The sequence below is a fragment of the Paenibacillus sp. EKM206P genome (assembly GCF_011066155.1).
In the GTDB taxonomy this organism is placed as follows: Bacteria; Bacillota; Bacilli; order Paenibacillales; family Paenibacillaceae; genus Paenibacillus; species Paenibacillus polymyxa_D.
The window spans coordinates 59,835-77,035 of sequence record NZ_JAAMNQ010000003.1; the positions used below are offsets into that span (position 1 = coordinate 59,835).

Consider the following 17,201-nt stretch of genomic DNA (forward strand, 5'->3'; position numbering starts at 1 on the left):
CAAGGAGTGGATTATAAATGACTTTAGTCAAAGACTTTTTATGGGGAGGAGCAACTGCTGCAAACCAATGTGAAGGTGGATATTTGGAAGGGAATAAGGGATTGTCAACCGTCGATGTTATACCCGCAGGACAGGATCGCGTTTCTGTAATGAAAGGTAAGATGAAAATGATGGAATGTGATGATGAACATTTCTATCCAAGCCATGAAGCCATCGACTTTTATCATAATTATAAGGAAGACATTGCTTTATTTGCAGAAATGGGCTTCAAATGCTTCCGCTTATCTATTGCATGGACACGAATCTATCCAAATGGGGATGATCCATTACCCAACGAAGAAGGTTTGAAGTTCTACGATGATGTTTTTGATGAGTGTTTAAAATATAATATAGAGCCTTTAGTAACGATCACTCATTTTGATGTGCCGATGCATTTGGTAAAAACCATCGGTTCTTGGAGAAGCCGTAAAATGGTTGATTATTATGAAAGACTATGCGAAACACTATTCACTCGCTACAAAGATAAAGTGAAGTATTGGCTAACTTTTAATGAAATCAATATGTTATTACACCTACCATTCGGGAGCTCAGGATTGGTGTTTGATGAAGATGAAGATGAAGAAGCTGTGAAGTATCAGGCAGCTCATCACCAATTGGTCGCGAGTGCTAAAGCTACTGAAATTGCACGCAAAATAAATTCCGAATTCAAGATAGGATGTATGTTGGCGGGTGCCAGCACTTATCCCTATACTTGCGCTCCTGAAGACGTATGGAAAGCCATAACAAGGGATCGAGAGCATTACTTCTTTGTGGATGTACAATCTCGTGGTGAATACCCGAATTATGCCAAAAAAATGTTCGAAAGAATGAATATACATCTGAAAATGGAAGATGATGATGAGGAGCTTCTGAAAAATAATACAGTTGACTTCGTTTCATTTAGTTACTATGGTTCGCGATTAACAAGTGCCGACCCAGCAGTTAATACTCAAACCGCTGCCAATCTCTTTCCGACATTACGAAATCCCCATTTAAAAAGAAGTGAATGGGGCTGGCAAATTGACCCACTCGGGCTGAGAATTACATTAAATGCATTGTATGATCGCTATCAAAAACCATTATTTATTGTCGAGAATGGGTTGGGAGCTGCGGACAAGCCTGATGAAAATGGATGTATCTCGGATGATTACAGAATCGAGTATATTCGTGAACATATCCGAGCATTTAAAGCTGCTGTAAAAGAAGATGGCGTAGAGTTGCTAGGATATACAACCTGGGGGTGCATTGATTTAGTAAGCTCAAGCTCTGGAGAAATGAACAAAAGATACGGTTTCATCTACGTGGATAAAGATGACCAGGGAAATGGTACGTTAAGTCGTAGTAGGAAAAAGTCCTTTAATTGGTATAAGAAAGTAATTAGTAGCAATGGAGAAGATTTAGACTAAGTTTATACAGCCATAGCTAGTTGATGATGGAATCACAGTCGACCAGATGTGACGCTTACAAACTTTTTCTAAACAAGACCCTTAATTTAAAATGCGATATATTCTCTTGTTCTCACTAACATGAGCAAGTCTTCTTGTGGTAAGCATTTTCTTGTTATTCGGGATCATGTTCTCAATAGGAAATAAAGTTATGAATTTAAGTACAAAACATGGAGCGGGTGCCGCTTCATGTTTTTGTACTGTGCCGGGTATGGGCCTTATCTCTAGTGTTCAAGTTCCGAATGCGAGAACAGTATTCAAAACCCTACCCTCATCACAAAATTAGGATGAGAATTTTGTTTAAATAACCTCAGTACAAGAAATTACTCGATTTACTAGATTTGTTGGGAATGCAATTTAAAAATTTCTATCTAACAATATCCCAGTTTGTTCTGCCATGACACGAGGGGGGACTGACATTCCATTCTTAAACCACCATTCTACGATCCCCACGACCGCGGCCCCAAAAAATTGAAGAATGACATCTTCACTTAAGCCTTGATTTTTTCCTTCTGTTACATCGACTTCTACCTTGTACTCCTGGACGACTAAATCAAGGAATTGAGTACGAAAATAAGCTGAACTTTTCGTGTTTAGCATGGTTGAAAAGAACAAATGATTGTCTGCAAAGTATTCGAACCAGACATAATTTCCTTCTTGGAAACTCATTTCAGATGCTGTGTGGCAAAGTTCACGGAGATTGTTTATATGTTCTTCAATTATCTTATCTAGCAAGTCAAATTTATCCATGTAATGGAGATAGATTGTTCCTCGATTAACATTTGCCCTATCAGAAATATCCCGAATTGTAATGTCATCAAAGTTTTTTTCAGTCATCAGTTCAAGTATTGCTTTCTTTATGGCTTCTTGAGATTTGAGTACCCTTCTGTCCACTTTAGTCATTTTTAAAGTCCCCTTACTGAGATAATCGGCAATTACGGATAATTTGTTGAGTAATCCACACATCGAAAGAAATTGATTATTGCAAGCATTTTGTTTCCGTTTAGAATTATAAACGTAAGTTGATTAAACAATCAATGTTCATTTTTTATTTGGAGTTATCTAAACTCAATGATCAGTACGCGTACCCGTTCTGAGGCAAGTCAAGATCGCACCAAACGAAAGGAAGGAACCATGAAATGGATTATACGAAACTTGGAAATACTGGCTTGGATGTATCCCGGATTTGTCTTGGTTGTATGGGTTTTGGAGACGCACGAAAAGGTCATCATCGATGGGTACTTGATGAAGAACGCGCTCGTCCGATCATAAAAAAAGCTCTGGAGCTTGGAATCAATTTTTTTGATTCTGCAAACGTGTACGCTGAAGGGACAAGTGAGGAAATAATTGGAGGTGTATTAAAGGATTTTTCGAACCGTGATGAAATTGTCATCGCGACTAAAATACATGGACGAATGCATCAAGGACCCAATGGCGCTGGACTTTCCCGCAAGGCGATCATGAGCGAAATCGATAAGAGCCTTAAGAGATTGAAAACCGACTACGTCGATCTGTATCAAATTCATCGTTGGGATTATAACACGCCTATCGAAGAGACGATGGAGGCATTGCACGATATAGTTAAGGCTGGTAAGGCAAGATACATCGGAGCCTCTGCAATGTGGGCATGGCAGTTTGAGAAAGCTTTACATATAGCTGAGAAGAATGGGTGGACCCGATTTGTATCAATGCAGAATCATTTAAATCTCATTTACCGTGAAGAGGAGCGAGAGATGCTCCCACTTTGTAAGGAAGAAAAAATTGGGGTCATTCCTTATAGCCCGCTCGCAGGAGGAAGATTGGCGCGGGAGACAACAACACATCGTGCCGAAACTGATGAAATTGCAAAACAAAAATATGATGCAACAACAGATGCGGATCAATTGGTGGTGAACCGGGTTGCGAGTTTGGCAGAGAAACATGGTGTTCGCCGGGTTCACATCGCACTTGCGTGGCTTCTGCATAAAGAACCGGTAACCGCTCCTATTGTCGGTGCGACAAAAATATCCCAGCTCGAAGATGCAGAAGCTGCTCTATCTATTCAATTAACTGCTGAAGAAATTGCGTTTTTGGAAGAACCATATGTACCGCACCGAATCGTTGGTCATTTTTAAATTCATATAAATTGGTGTCGCACGGTCTCTTTGATAAGAGAGATGCACATGAGTTTTTGTGTCAGCTCGTCGTCATTAGACATAAACTCACAATAAAGGAGAATAAATTATGCCTGTAATTACAATTGAAGCAGCTAAATTAACTAAAGAGCAAAAAAGAAAGTTAGTAAAAGACCTTACTACATCAGCTTCAACTATCATGAATATACCTGAACAAGCATTCTTTGTGTTCGTAAGGGAAAATGAACTAGATAATATAGGTGTTGCAGGACGGATTTTAGCAGACAAAGCTGTAAATAGTCCACTGAAAAATGAGGAGTAAAATAGTTAACTTGGTAATACCGGATTAGAAGTACATCGTCTTTGTCATGGCTGTTTGAGCTTTGGTGAGCAGGTCGTGATTCCCATCAATGAGTACTAAATAAAGAACACAGTTGCCCAATTATTAAACTAGCTCTTGAACTTGGTATCCATTTAAATAATTGATAGAAAAAAAATTCTTGGATGGAGAAAATTTAAAATGAAAATACTCATTCTTGTTTTTCACCCTGATTTAACTGCTTCCCGTGTTCATCGTCGCTTAACGGAAGAAATGGAGAAGCAAGCTGGTGTTACAATTCATCGTGTTTATGAGGCATACCCGAATGAGAAGATCGATGTCGCTGCCGAGCAGAGTTTATTGGAGCAGCATGATCGCATCGTTTTGCAATTCCCTTTCTACTGGTACAGTACGCCTTCATTGTTGAAAAAATGGGAGGATGTAGTCCTAACTCATGGCTGGGCATTTGGAAGCAAAGGGGACAAGCTGCACGGAAAAGAGCTGCTGATTGTCGTTTCTACCGGCGCTGCTAAAGAAAACTATTTACCAGACGGTAATTTTAAATACACCGTTTCCGAGCTGCTGCGACCTCTTCAGGCAACCAGTAACTTGATTGGAACACGCTATTTGACACCATATATCTTGTATGGTGTAATGCAACATCTGTCAGATGAGGAGCTAGAGCAAAGTGCCAAGGATTATGTGGCTTATGCGCTGAACCCTAAACTTGTCTAGAAGAATGGTCATGCTAAGCCTGTTGGCTTCATCATACAGATGGGAATTAGAGGTTACTGCGTCGCAATTATCGTCATTCTTTCGGCAGGCTTACTCATCCGCAAAAAAACAAGCAGGAGGCATAGTTATGAATCGAATTGAAAAGAGCCAAGAAACGTTTAAAAAGCTATTCCATAATGCAGTGCCAGCGGCATACGCTACTGATCCTGATTTTCAGGACATCCTGAGCCGTTTTATTTTTGGGGAAGTTTTTTATCAAGGTAAGTTGGACGATAAACAACGTGAGCTTATCACTCTGGTGGTGCTTGTAACGAACCAAACGTTACCTCAGCTCAAGGCACATGCTCATGCTGCACTCAACGTTGGGCTGACACCGGTAGAAATCAAAGAGGCCATTTACCAATGCGCGCCTTATTTAGGATTCCCTAAAACGCTAAATGCCATCGCGGAGATTAATGAGGTTTTCCAGTCCAGAAATATCGAGTTACCTCTCGAAAGCCAAAAGCAGGTTGAAGAAGAGAATCGGATAGACAAAGGCCTTGCAGTGCAGGTAGAGATCTTTGGCGATATCATTGAAAAGAACAGGGGGAATGTTCCATACAATCAAAAGCATATACAAGACTATCTTTCTGCCTTCTGTTTTGGTGACTTCTATACTCGTGGAGGCCTTGATCTGAAAACACGGGAGTTGCTGACCCTCTGTATCGTGAGTAGTCTCGGCGGTTGTGAAAGTCAAGTCAAGGCACATGTGCAAGGCAACCTGAATGTAGGCAATGACAAGGATATCATGATCACTGCCATCACTCATTGCCTTCCTTATATGGGTTTTCCGAGAACATTAAATGCTTTGAGTTGTGTGAATGAAATCATTCCAGAATAGCAGGAGAAATTAAGCGAAAAAATAGATTTTTTTATAAATGAAAGTATACCTAAAATTAAGAAAGGGTGTTTATCTAAAATGTCAAATATTCAAGAGAAAGTAGTTATTATTACAGGAGCGTCCAGCGGTATTGGAGAAGCAGCTGCAAAAGAACTGGCATCTAAAGGTGCAAAATTGGTTCTTGCCGCTCGCCGCGAAGACCGGTTAAAGAAACTACAAGATGAAATTGAACAAAGCGGTGGAGAAGCTGTGTATAAGGTGACGGATGTAAGTTTACACCAACAAATGGAAGATCTTGCTGCATATGCGCTTAACAAGTTTGGAAAAATCGATGTTTTAGTCAATAATGCTGGAATCATGCCGCAGGCTTTTCTTGCTTTGAAAAAGGTTGATGAATGGGACCGAATGATCGATGTCAATATCAAAGGGGTATTGTACGCAATCGGGGCAGTCCTTCCATCTATGAGAGAACGGAAATCAGGTCATATTATTAACCTTTCATCCGTGGCTGGACACAACATCTACCCAGGCGGGACAGTTTATTGTGGTACCAAACATGCCGTAAGAGCAATCTCTGAAGGCTTGCGTCAAGAAGAAGCGATGAGTGGTACAAATATTCGTGTGACCAATATTTCGCCGGGGGCTGTGACCAGCGAACTGCTGGAGACGACAACTGATCCGGCAATGAAAGCGGGCTTAGATGATTTTTACAAGATAGCAATCGATGCAGACAGCATCGCACGTGCCATTGCCTTTGCCATCGAGCAACCATCGGATGTGGGCATTAATGAGATGATCATTCGACCAACAGCTCAAGTTGGATAACGTTAAAAATATAAGAAAGTAGAGATGAAAAATGAAGAACGAGCACTTAAGCCATAGCACACTCTTCCCATTGGGTCAAAAAGTCGAAAAAAACTTTATCGGAGACGCGTACTTACAAATGGTGTTTACCGATCCAGCACCACTCAATACAGCAATCGGGAATGTAACCTTTGCTCCCGGTGCCCGCAACAACTGGCACTCTCATCACACTGGGCAAGTGTTGTTAGTTACTGGCGGTGAGGGGTGGTATCAAGAAGAAGGAAGGCCAGCTCAATTACTCAAAACAGGCGATGTGGTAAACATTCCAGCGTTCATTAAACATTGGCATGGGGCTACAAAGGACAGCTGGTTTGTTCACTTAGCTCTTACACCAGGACAAACAGATTGGTTAGAACCCGTACTGGATGAAGTATATATTAAGCTATAATAAATGAATTAACACATATAAACGGCAGCCGTCGATGCTGCCGTTTATATAGAAGCTTCTAATAAATCTGAAACCCTCTGTTGCTATTCTGTGAATTATGGGGTCAGAGAAGATTTGAAGCTAGTACTGAGCGATTGGAGACAGTATTATGCAAACGATCGATCAACAAATGCTTACCGGAGAACGAGCACTTTTCAAGAGAAAGAACCTCATGGTCACTAATTCCATTTTTGCAGATGGCGAGTCCCCCCTGAAGGAAAGCAACGATATTACTATCGATAATAGCATTTTTAAATGGAAGTATCCCTTGTGGTATTGCAATAATATTCGTGTTAATCGTAGCACTTTCCTTGATATGGCCCGATCGGGAATATGGTGTACACATCAAATTGTCATCAGTGACAGCGTAATAGAGGCGCCAAAGACATTTCGGCGTTCGAGCGGAATCCGACTGACGTATGTCGATCTGCCCAACGCGCAAGAAACCTTATGGAATTGCGAAGATATTCACTTGCATCATGTGACCGCAAAAGGTGATTACTTTGGAATGAATAGTGCAAATATCAATATCGACAATTTCACATTAGCGGGGAACTACGCATTCGACGGAGCTAAGGATATGGAGATTCGCAATGCGAAGATTATTTCAAAGGACGCCTTCTGGAATTGCGAGAATGTCACCGTCTATGATTCATTGATCATCGGAGAATATTTAGGCTGGAATTCGAAAAACATCTCCTTTATCAACTGTACTATCGAAAGCAATCAGGGAATGTGCTACATGGACCGTCTCGTAATCGAGAACGGAACGATTCTGAATACCGACTTGGCATTCGAATATTCAACCATTGATGTGGAAACCAAGACCTCAATTGATAGCGTGAAAAATCCAATCTCAGGGAAAATCAAAGCAAAGGATATCGGCGAAATCATCATCAATGACGAAGAAATCAACGCTGCCTACACCCGATATGAGCTGGATATAGCAGGTGATCGATTTGTCCTTTAATTTTGATGAAATGACGAACCGTTTGGCCACTAACTCTTATAAATGGGATGTTGAACCAGAAGAGCTGCCGATGTGGGTGGCGGATATGGATTTTGAGACTTCGCCTGCTGTAGTCGATGCTCTGCAAAAGAGATTAGACCATCATATTTATGGATATACCTCGATACCAGATACTTATTATAATGCGGTTGCCCATTGGTGGGAAAAGAGACATCAATATCAGATCCAAAAAGAATGGATTATGTTTTGCACGGGGGTAGTGCCGGCAATATCATCTATCGTACGCAAAATGACCAAAGCCGGTGACAAAGTGCTAGTGCTTGCGCCTGTCTATAACATTTTCTACAACTCCATAAAGAACAATCAACGAGAAGTTCTAGTAAGTGAGTTGATTTACAAAGACAATGGATATTCGATCGAATTTGACGATGTGGAGAAAAAGCTAGCCGATTCTGACACAACGCTTATGATTTTCTGCAATCCGCATAACCCCATAGGCAAAGTGTGGGACAAACAAATTCTTGAGAAACTCGGCACGCTCTGCGTCAAGCATCAGGTCCTTATCCTTTCCGATGAAATTCACTGCGATTTAACACACCCAGGCCACCCATACATTCCTTTCGCTTCAATATCGGAAGAGATCGCCCAAAATTGCATCACCTGTGTGGCGCCGACGAAAACTTTCAATCTTGCGGGAATTCAAACTTCAAGTATTATCGTGCCGAATTCGAAGATTCGTAAACTTGTACACCGTGGCATTAACACCGATGAAGTGGCCGAACCTAACTTTTTTGCGATTGAAGCAGCAATCTCTGCCTTTACGGAAGGCGAACCCTGGCTGCAAGCCTTATTGGAATATCTCATGGCGAACAAGCAATATCTCGAACATTATTTGGCTAGTAAACTTTCGCAGCTCCAAATTATCCATTCGGAAGCGACTTATTTGGCTTGGATCGATTGCCAGAACATAACTTCTAATGTAAGTCAACTGTGTAAATTCATAAGGAAAGAAACGGGGCTGTATGTCACGGAGGGCGCCATTTATGGCGGCAATGGATACGATTTCATTCGATTGAACTACGCCTGCCCTAAAAAACGACTAGTTGATGGATTGCAGCGCTTGAAGATTGGGATTCAGGCATATCAAAGAGTGAATGATTGATTCAATAATGGTTACCGGACACTCCTCCACGAAATGAATGGGAATTTGGGATAAAGTTGCACGATCACTTAATGAAGTTGACGCCGATTTTGTCGTGTTCACAAAAGTGGAGCCACTGTCCACGGCCGACTGTGCATTGAGAGGGCAAAGCGTCGCGTGAGGAACAATACAATCTAATTCTGGCATTGGGGGCGGATTATCTGGATGCCGCCAATGCCAGCGAACTCGTAACTGTTTCGAAAATCTCTTTCTTGGGGTTACCTTTCTAACTAGAGTCTTACCGCTGCCGGTTTGCAGTCCCAAAGCGATATCATAATGGTTTCCTATAACTTTTTTATAATTTTGTTTCTTATGGTGTTGATCCCAGGGATACAAGGGGAGCCCACTTATGAATGTCATTGCAGCAAAAGCTGTGGCACTTGGAGAAGCACTACAACCAGATTTTGTGACCTATATAGAAAGAGTTCTTGACAATGCCAAGGTATTTGCAGAATCGCTGATTATATGGAGCGAGTATTTGGACTATTATTATTTGATGTGCAGCAAGCGATGAATACATATTTTAGAATCTCATGTATTGGGACAGGTTGCCTGAGTTTGAGGAAATGGAACTTGCCAAGTACATTGGATCAGCTATCAAAGCCGGGAAGAAAAACGACTATTCGGCTATTTTAATTATTGGTCAGCGCAGGAAGACAACGCAGATGTACGTGATCGATGGCAATATCTATAAACTGCTGCCGGATGATTTGTTCCAAGTCGCAATTGATAAGTTAAAGCCTTATCTTTAGATAAGCCGGACTTTGAAGTCCCAGATAGTTTATGTGGGGTTGTTCAATTGAGTCAGTCTGTGAAAAGTTTATAATTTTGTGATCGTAGTTCGTTGTTTTGAGGGTCAGGCAGTTTAGACTATGGATTGATAATGAACTGCAAGAGATAATGTTGATTTCAAGCATAAGAGTTATATCATAAAATACCAACTTCAATGTAAACTTGAACCTGAAACCCTGTCATAATAATCTGAGTACTGGCGCATTCTGGGGATTTTTGTTTTAAGGGAGGAATTAAATTGTTAAATGATAATGAAAGAAAAGGAATATTTAAAGCCATTTTTGAAAGGAGAGATATTCGATCATTTAATGGAAAACCCATATCCAAAGATAAGTTAAACAACATATTAATGGCTGGTCATCATGCACCTTCCGTTGGTTTTATGCAACCTTGGGATTTTATTGTAATTGACTCTCAAGAAGTTAAAGAACGATTGGCGTATGCATGTCATAAAGAAATACAGGCCTTGTCCATACACTATGAAGATGAAAAAAAGACAAGATTTCTCTCGTTAAAATTAGAGGGTATAAGGGAAGCACCTATAACGATCTGTATTACATGTGATCCAACTAGAGGTGGGGGACATGTAATTGGGCGAAATTCAATTCCTGAAACAGATATTCTATCCGTCGCCTGTTGTATCCAAAATATGTGGTTGGCGTCTTATGCAGAAGGAATAGCTATGGGATGGGTGAGTTTTTACAAGAAAACAGACGTACGGGAAATACTAAATATTCCACCACATATTGATCCTATTGCTTTGGTTTCATTAGGTTATACGGATTTTTATCCTACAAAACCAATCCTAGAGCAAGTGAATTGGGAGAGACGTCGTAATCTAAATAATCTAATACACCATAATTCTTGGGAATGATTGAAATATAAGTTAATTTCCCTTTTTGGATATGATGCTCACAGAAACGATTGTTTCATAAGCATCATTAAGCAAGGACAAATGAAAAAGATAAATTTATTCGAGATTACAAAATTATGCGAACTTTGAGTTACTTATCTGCAGATTAGAGAATCCAGATATATCCCAGAAAAAAATGAAAGCTTTTTGTTTATTGCAGCTCCCATAGGTCGTAAAGGAAAAAGCCGACGTTTAACTCAGCGATCCATTGAAAAACTAATTGAAAAGTATGCTTCAGCTTTTGGAAAACCAGCATTAATCGTGCATTCTCTAAGACATTCATTTGCAACGCGTTACCACTTAGAGAGCAATGATGTGCCTAGATTGAAGAACCAATTAGGACATTCCTCAATACAAACAATCATGATCTATACACATTTAACAGATGAAGAAATGTGAAATGCGGTTAATAATATGGATAAGTAATGTAGGGCTCGTCAAATAAGTGACACAAAGTTTCCTACTTAGTTTGATAATAAAAAAATCACCTCATTCGCTTGGAGAAAAAAACTAAGTTACTCAAAATTCCGATTAAACTGCTTAAGTAAGGAACTTTGTGTCAATGTACAAATGTACAACAACACGCTAAAGCCAAGCTAAAGCCAAGCTGTTATACGGTTTTCTTTATACATGTTCACAAAACCCGTATTTTGTACATATGTAAATATAGATAATGTAGACTTCTGTTGTACATTGACACAAAGTTACCTACTAAAATTACTTCTTTATTCATTGGTGCAGGAATTAAAATGTCATGATATGTACGCATATATTTCCTTCCAGAACCGTTCACCAACACATTTAATTATGTCCAATCGGTTTTTAACCTATTCCTATACCAAACGTTCAACCTTACTTGTTTCTGAAGCAATGGTGGATTCTGAATAACATGCCTCAATCGCCAAATGATGTGGCTGATCAATTATGGGAGCTGTTAAAAAGGAATCAAGTCATAAATTAAAACGTAAGAATTAAGCCTCTATTGCCTCCTCCCGCGAAAAAACGGCACCAAAACGGTGTCGTTTTCATTTCAAAACTTGAATCAGCGATGATGCAACAATCTGAATCATGGATTACTAGATTTCACACTTAAAAGTAGCGAATTTCCTTGTATTGCGCATTACAAAAATTGACATTCTACATGAAAATTAGTAGTATAATTAGAAACATTTATGCTATAAAAGTGCCTTTCTCATCCCCCTCTTTTTAAATTCCTGATACTACCTAATTTTAAGGAGTGAAATGCTATGTACGCACGAACGCTAAAAGCGAATACAAGGAATGTAGTCAGCAACTATTGCAAATGGATTGCAGTTGGTATGATTTTAACTTTCACGGGATGCCCGCTTGCATCCGCCGCTCCTTCACCCTCATCCTCTAGTAAAACTAGTGACCCCGCCTCCTCTCTAGTCACATTTCAATTGCAAGAGGCTACGATTGCTCAAATGCAGGAAGCGATGAAGTCAGGAGCACTGTCAAGTGTCGAGCTCACCGCCCTGTACCTTAACCGGGTATATGCCTATGATTCTAGTGGCATTCGACTGAATTCCATCCCTGTTCTGAACCCCGACGTACTAAAAGAAGCTGCTCAGGCTGATCAACTAAGGGCACAAGGTATTAAGACCGGGCCTCTGCAAGGCATCCCCTACACGGTTAAAGACAGTTACAAGGTTAAGGGACTCACTGTCGCTTCTGGATCTCCGGCTTTCAAAAACTTGATGGCAAAGGAGGATGCCTTTACAGTAGAGAAGATACGTAAATCCGGTGGGGTGCTCATTGGTAAAACCAACATGCCACCAATGGCAGCAGGGGGAATGCAAAGAGGTGTTTATGGCCGTGCTGAAAGTCCGTACAATCCAAATTATTTGGCTGCAGCCTGGTACTCCGGCTCCTCAAACGGATCTGGTGTATCAACAGCCGCCAACCTCGCTGCCTTCGGCATGGGGGAAGAAACGGTATCCTCTGGAAGATCACCAGCATCGAACAATGGTTTAATTGCCTACACGCCATCGCGAGGGCTAATCTCCATTCGGGGGAATTGGCCGCTCTTCCCTATACGGGATGTCGTTGTGCCACATACGAGGACTATCGAGGACATGCTCCGCTTGCTTGACGTGATCGTTGTAGAAGATAAGATCACCAAGGGTGATTTCTGGCGAGAACAGAAAGCCGTTCGGCTCCCTTCTGTCAACAGTGTCCGTCCCAAATCCTATTTAGAACTACGAGATATTCAAGCTTTGCAAGGCAAACGCATTGGCGTTCCGAAAATCTATATCGGTAAGGACCATGAAACCTCAACTCCGATCAAATTCAGACCTTCGATACAGGCATTATGGGAAAAAGCTGTAAAGGATTTAACTGCTCTTGGAGCTGAGGTTGTGGAAGTTGACTTCCCCTTGCAGGCCAACAGCGAGAAGGACCGGGCAACAGCGAAAACACCTGAAGAACGTGGTTTAATGCCGGCAAAGTGGGCTGAAAAGGAATTCGGGCTGCTTAATCCCTATGCAGCTGAGGAATTCCTTAAAAGTGTGGACGATCCGAATTTCCCGTCATGGGCTAATATAGACCCTGCAACCGTCTTCCCGAATCCACCCGGTTCGGTAGATGCCAAACGTGGCAGAGACCTTGGCCACTATGACATATTTATTGAAACCATAAAGAAAGGCGTCACCCCTTACGAACAAATTCCTCAGTTTCAAGAAGGACTACGGGGGCTTGAAAATGTACGAAAGATTGATTTTGAAAATTGGATGAAGCAAAACAACCTTGATTTTATTGTATTCCCGGCAAATTCGAATATCGGTAAAGCTGACTCCGATGTGAATGAAACATCCTATGAGGAGGCTTGGGAGAATGGCAACTATTTCTCCAATACGAATTTTATTCTACGCGAGTACGGGATCCCAAGTGTGTCTGTGAGTATGGGCGCTATGAAGGATACCGGAATGCCCGTTAATCTGACAATGGCAGGTGCCGCATACAGCGATAACGACCTGCTTCGTTACGCTTATTCCTATGAGCAGGCTACCAAAAACCGTCCTATTGCAGCACGCACGCCAGCTCTTGAGGATGAAACGTTTTCCTATAACCCGCAAACTTCTCTCCCACCCTCTAAACGCAAGGAAACAGGAACCCCTGAACTTAAGTTGAATGCTTCAATCACGGATGATGTTCTCGCTTTGGAAGGTTCAGTCACAGATCAAAGCGATATCGCACAGCTTAAAGTTTATGTCAATGGCATTCGTGTCGTTATTACAGAAGATAAAACCAATTGGTCAGCAACGCTTCCAACTACTAAATATAAACAGGATGGTGCCTCCCAGGGCGATACGCTGCATATTCTCGTGCTGGCTAAAGATATTTACGGAAATACCTCTGCTCAAGTCAAGTCTGTCACTTTACCCCAATAACGTAGGACATCATAGAAATCACTTTTGGATTTTGTTGAATAAAAACACTTCGGTGTGTCTTCCTCTGCATGCACGCATAAATTAGATGATCATAAATAATCACACAGCAGCACAAGAGATTTAGATCGGATCAGCTATGTATAAATCATTGTGTTGATCGCAGCAAGGGAAACCATTGATAACTCCTAAAGGTTCCTGATTATTGTTACACATTAAATAATGTGTTTTTTCGATCATCAAATAAATAAGTTCTTAAATTATTCCCCCCAAAAATTAAAATCAGTTGATATTTTTGGGGGGTACTTTGTGTCATGGATAAAAGGACGATAGGATAATCGCCCTTTTATCCATGACAGGTTGCATTTAATACCGTCCATTATGACAGAGGCTATTACTTAGCGTATTCAGCCATTACAATATTTCGATATACCCTTCGGTTCCATGCACGCGAATTCGTTGCCCATCTTTTATCAGTTTGGTCGCATTCTCCACTCCGACAACGGCTGGCAAGCCATATTCACGTGCGATAACGGCTCCATGGGTCATCAGTCCACCCACCTCCGTAACCAAGCCTTTTATGGATAAAAACAATGGAGTCCAGCTAGGATCGGTAAAGGCGGTGACTAGTATATCGCCATCTTCCAGATCAGCCCCTTCTATATTCAGGATCACACGTGCCCGCCCCTCTACAATACCCGAAGAAACAGCGAGGCCTACAATAGCTTCGGCAGGGATATTTTCTCGTTTGTACTGACCCGTAATGATTTCGCCATCAGACGTGATAACACGTGGCGGAGTTAGTTTTTCATATAATCTGTACTCATCTTTTCGTTTGTCGATGACCTGGTAATCCAGTTTATTTGTGCGTATGGTTTCCTGCAATTCTTCAAAAGCGAGATAGTAAATATCTTCTTTTTCATGAAGAACGTTGGCTTGTACGAGTCGTTCCGCTTCCTTTAGTAAAGCCTGTTTATAAATAAAATAGCGACTAACAATGTCGTATTTCGGATATTCACGATAACCGATGAAGTTCCGGATCAGGTCGATCATTTGTTTTGTCTCTTCGGCTTTTTGTTCACCACCCGGTAATTGTTTCAATCGGGCTAATAAGTCCTGTTCTTTGTTCAAAGCTTCCTGTCGCCCTTGCTCAAACTTTCGTTTACTGGCACCAGGATCAAGGTTTTTGATGTTACTGAGGATCATAGGTACCAGTGTACTTGGTTTTTCACTCCAGCGTGTTCTTGTAATATCGATCTCCCCGGCACATCGCATTCCATATTTGTCGAGATAAACAGCAATAGCATCACGCACCTGCTGCCCACCTTCGAATTGAACCAGTTCATCCAAAAAGTTATCATCCTTTACCTGTTGTAAATACTCAATTATTTCCGGATAGGGACGAATCACATCTGCAACATCCAGTAGCTCCATACCCATTTCCGAAGTGACGTTGTTAGGTACAGATAGGGAAAGTGTGTCTGCTACGTTTTTTTCACCTAACCATTCATTCATTTTTTCATTGATCCATGCTGAAGCATGCATGGCGGCCATAATCACATTCAAATTTTTCAGTTCTGACGCTCGCTGCCTCCGTTGCTGCATATCTTCCAGGATACAATCAAATACATCCAATCCTGATTTCGTTTGGATATTATGTTTTAATGCTGATAACGATGTCTCACTACTCTTAATCAAAACAGCAACAATTTCCGGGTCGTTTCCTGCTTCTTCCAGAATATCCGCAGACGACATACCCTTATGGCTTTTAACGGGGCCCGGTTCGCTTGTGTCATATGGGTCCGATTTTATAAAATCTCCCCGCTCTATGATGGTAATAAGCGCGTCTTTTATGAGCGGGTCGGAGTGCCCTAGAACATCCAATAAATTTTGCCTGCCAGCCGGTGAAGCCAGGCCCATCGTGATATCCACAAACAGCCTTCCGCCACCAGTTCTAAACATGGGCGTGGCACCTGTTAATATCCAAACAGATATCCCCAGTGGTTTAATAGGATCAGTCATCATTTGTTGATGACCGACAGATACATACACGTGATTCTCCTGGTCATTTGCTTCAGGAATGGGATATAAAGTGGTGATCGGCCGGCTCTGGACAATATAAAATGTATCATCAGCCAAACACCATTCGATGTCTTGGGGGCAGCCGAAGTGTTCTTCGATCTGTCTTCCAATGTGTGCCAGTTGTAAAATTTGTTGTTCCGTAAGGGTTTGAGTCCTTTGCTGATCGAGATCGATTTGCTGAGTCTCTGTTCCGCCTTCTCTTCGTCCATAGATAGCCAATTTTTTGGTTGCTATCCTCTTATCGACGATTTCCCCTTCCTGTACTTGATAACAATCGGCAGAGACTAAGCCAGAGACCAGTGCTTCTCCAAGTCCGAAACTGGCTTCGATAGAGAGCAGCTTTCGGTTGCAAGTGATGGGATCAGCGGTAAATAAAATCCCTGAAGCCTGTGGGAACACCATTCTTTGAACGATAACAGATAAATAAACTTGGCTGTGATCAAATCCATTCTGCATTCGGTAAATTACCGCGCGTTCCGTAAATAAAGAAGCCCAACATTTGCGGATATGCTCCAAGATGGATTCTTTGCCGATAATATTTAAATAAGTGTCTTGTTGACCAGCAAAAGAAGCATGCAGCAAATCCTCAGCGGTCGCACTAGAACGCACGGCATAAGCATATTCATCGCCAAACTGGGAGAGATAGTGAGCAACTGCTTTCACAACATCGGAAGGAATGGCTACTTCCATAATGGCCTGTCGAATCTTCTTGCTGATTTCATAAATTTGTTCTCGATCTTCTACTTTAAGCGTAGTTAGCCGATCCAACAAAGCATGAATCATTTCGTTTTGTTCGATGGCTTTTTGATATCCCACTGTTGTAACACAAAACCCTTCTGGCACTTGTATTCCTTCCATTTTGGTTAATGCCCCTAAGTGTAGCCCTTTTCCACCAACAAGCAAAAGCTGAGTGTTATCCATTTCTTGAAAATCGAGAACCAGTGAATTCATTCAACATCTCTCCTAACCATTAAATTGAGAAAAAAACATTTGACAAGAGTTTAGCGGCATGG

Annotated in this window: 13 protein-coding genes and 2 pseudogenes; 13 read left to right on the forward strand and 2 right to left on the reverse strand. The window is 41.4% G+C overall.

Annotated elements, in window-relative coordinates:
• The first annotated feature begins 17 nt into the window (after nucleotides 1–17).
• Nucleotides 18–1,445 carry a 6-phospho-beta-glucosidase gene (locus G9G53_RS07000; protein WP_165146442.1) on the forward strand — a complete coding sequence of 476 codons (1,428 nt, stop codon included), beginning with the start codon at nucleotides 18–20 and terminating at the stop codon, nucleotides 1,443–1,445.
• Between the two features lie 396 nt (nucleotides 1,446–1,841).
• On the opposite strand, the gene G9G53_RS07005 is transcribed toward G9G53_RS07000, so the two are convergent.
• A complete protein-coding gene (locus G9G53_RS07005) occupies nucleotides 1,842–2,387 on the reverse strand; it encodes a TetR/AcrR family transcriptional regulator (protein ID WP_069011866.1) in 546 nt (181 codons plus the stop codon).
• A gap of 236 nt (nucleotides 2,388–2,623) precedes the next feature.
• On the opposite strand from G9G53_RS07005, the gene G9G53_RS07010 reads away from it, so the two are divergent.
• The 12 genes and pseudogenes from G9G53_RS07010 to G9G53_RS07065 all read left to right on the forward strand — a co-directional run bounded on the left by G9G53_RS07010 (nucleotide 2,624) and on the right by G9G53_RS07065 (nucleotide 14,109).
• Nucleotides 2,624–3,598, forward strand: coding sequence for an aldo/keto reductase (locus tag G9G53_RS07010; protein ID WP_029515209.1), 975 nt, complete (start codon nucleotides 2,624–2,626; stop codon nucleotides 3,596–3,598).
• A 109-nt stretch (nucleotides 3,599–3,707) separates the two neighbouring features.
• Nucleotides 3,708–3,920, forward strand: a complete 213-nt coding sequence (gene dmpI / locus G9G53_RS07015; RefSeq protein WP_061828371.1) for a 4-oxalocrotonate tautomerase DmpI — start codon at nucleotides 3,708–3,710, stop codon at nucleotides 3,918–3,920.
• A 198-nt stretch (nucleotides 3,921–4,118) separates the two neighbouring features.
• A complete protein-coding gene (locus tag G9G53_RS07020; protein ID WP_165146445.1) occupies nucleotides 4,119–4,652 on the forward strand; it encodes an NAD(P)H-dependent oxidoreductase in 534 nt (177 codons plus the stop codon).
• Nucleotides 4,653–4,779: 127 nt separating this feature from the next.
• Nucleotides 4,780–5,532, forward strand: coding sequence for a carboxymuconolactone decarboxylase family protein (locus G9G53_RS07025; RefSeq protein ID WP_029515207.1), 753 nt, complete (start codon nucleotides 4,780–4,782; stop codon nucleotides 5,530–5,532).
• Between the two features lie 78 nt (nucleotides 5,533–5,610).
• Nucleotides 5,611–6,357, forward strand: coding sequence for an SDR family oxidoreductase (locus tag G9G53_RS07030; protein ID WP_029515205.1), 747 nt, complete (start codon nucleotides 5,611–5,613; stop codon nucleotides 6,355–6,357).
• 31 nt (nucleotides 6,358–6,388) lie between these two features.
• Nucleotides 6,389–6,784: a cupin domain-containing protein gene (locus G9G53_RS07035; RefSeq protein ID WP_029515203.1), complete on the forward strand. Its 396-nt coding sequence runs from the start codon at nucleotides 6,389–6,391 to the stop codon at nucleotides 6,782–6,784.
• A gap of 148 nt (nucleotides 6,785–6,932) precedes the next feature.
• Nucleotides 6,933–7,793, forward strand: coding sequence for a DUF3737 family protein (locus tag G9G53_RS07040; RefSeq protein ID WP_165146448.1), 861 nt, complete (start codon nucleotides 6,933–6,935; stop codon nucleotides 7,791–7,793).
• Nucleotides 7,783–8,955, forward strand: a complete 1,173-nt coding sequence (locus G9G53_RS07045; protein ID WP_238437867.1) for a MalY/PatB family protein — start codon at nucleotides 7,783–7,785, stop codon at nucleotides 8,953–8,955. Before G9G53_RS07040 ends, G9G53_RS07045 begins: the two co-directional genes overlap by 11 nt.
• 367 nt (nucleotides 8,956–9,322) lie before the next feature.
• Nucleotides 9,323–9,740 (forward strand): annotated as a pseudogene (locus G9G53_RS26810) (hypothetical protein); the annotation flags it as partial.
• Nucleotides 9,741–10,024: 284 nt separating this feature from the next.
• Nucleotides 10,025–10,660: a 5,6-dimethylbenzimidazole synthase gene (bluB, locus tag G9G53_RS07055; protein WP_029515198.1), complete on the forward strand. Its 636-nt coding sequence runs from the start codon at nucleotides 10,025–10,027 to the stop codon at nucleotides 10,658–10,660.
• Between the two features lie 135 nt (nucleotides 10,661–10,795).
• Nucleotides 10,796–11,098: pseudogene (locus G9G53_RS07060) on the forward strand (tyrosine-type recombinase/integrase); the annotation flags it as partial.
• Nucleotides 11,099–11,946: 848 nt separating this feature from the next.
• Nucleotides 11,947–14,109: an amidase gene (locus tag G9G53_RS07065; RefSeq protein ID WP_165146451.1), complete on the forward strand. Its 2,163-nt coding sequence runs from the start codon at nucleotides 11,947–11,949 to the stop codon at nucleotides 14,107–14,109.
• Nucleotides 14,110–14,520: 411 nt separating this feature from the next.
• Here the strand turns inward: G9G53_RS07065 and ppsA are convergent, their stop codons facing one another.
• The gene (gene ppsA / locus G9G53_RS07070; RefSeq protein WP_165146454.1) at nucleotides 14,521–17,139 is read right to left on the reverse strand and encodes a phosphoenolpyruvate synthase; all 2,619 of its coding nucleotides are present in this window, start codon (nucleotides 17,137–17,139) and stop codon (nucleotides 14,521–14,523) included.
• Nucleotides 17,140–17,201 lie beyond the last annotated feature (62 nt).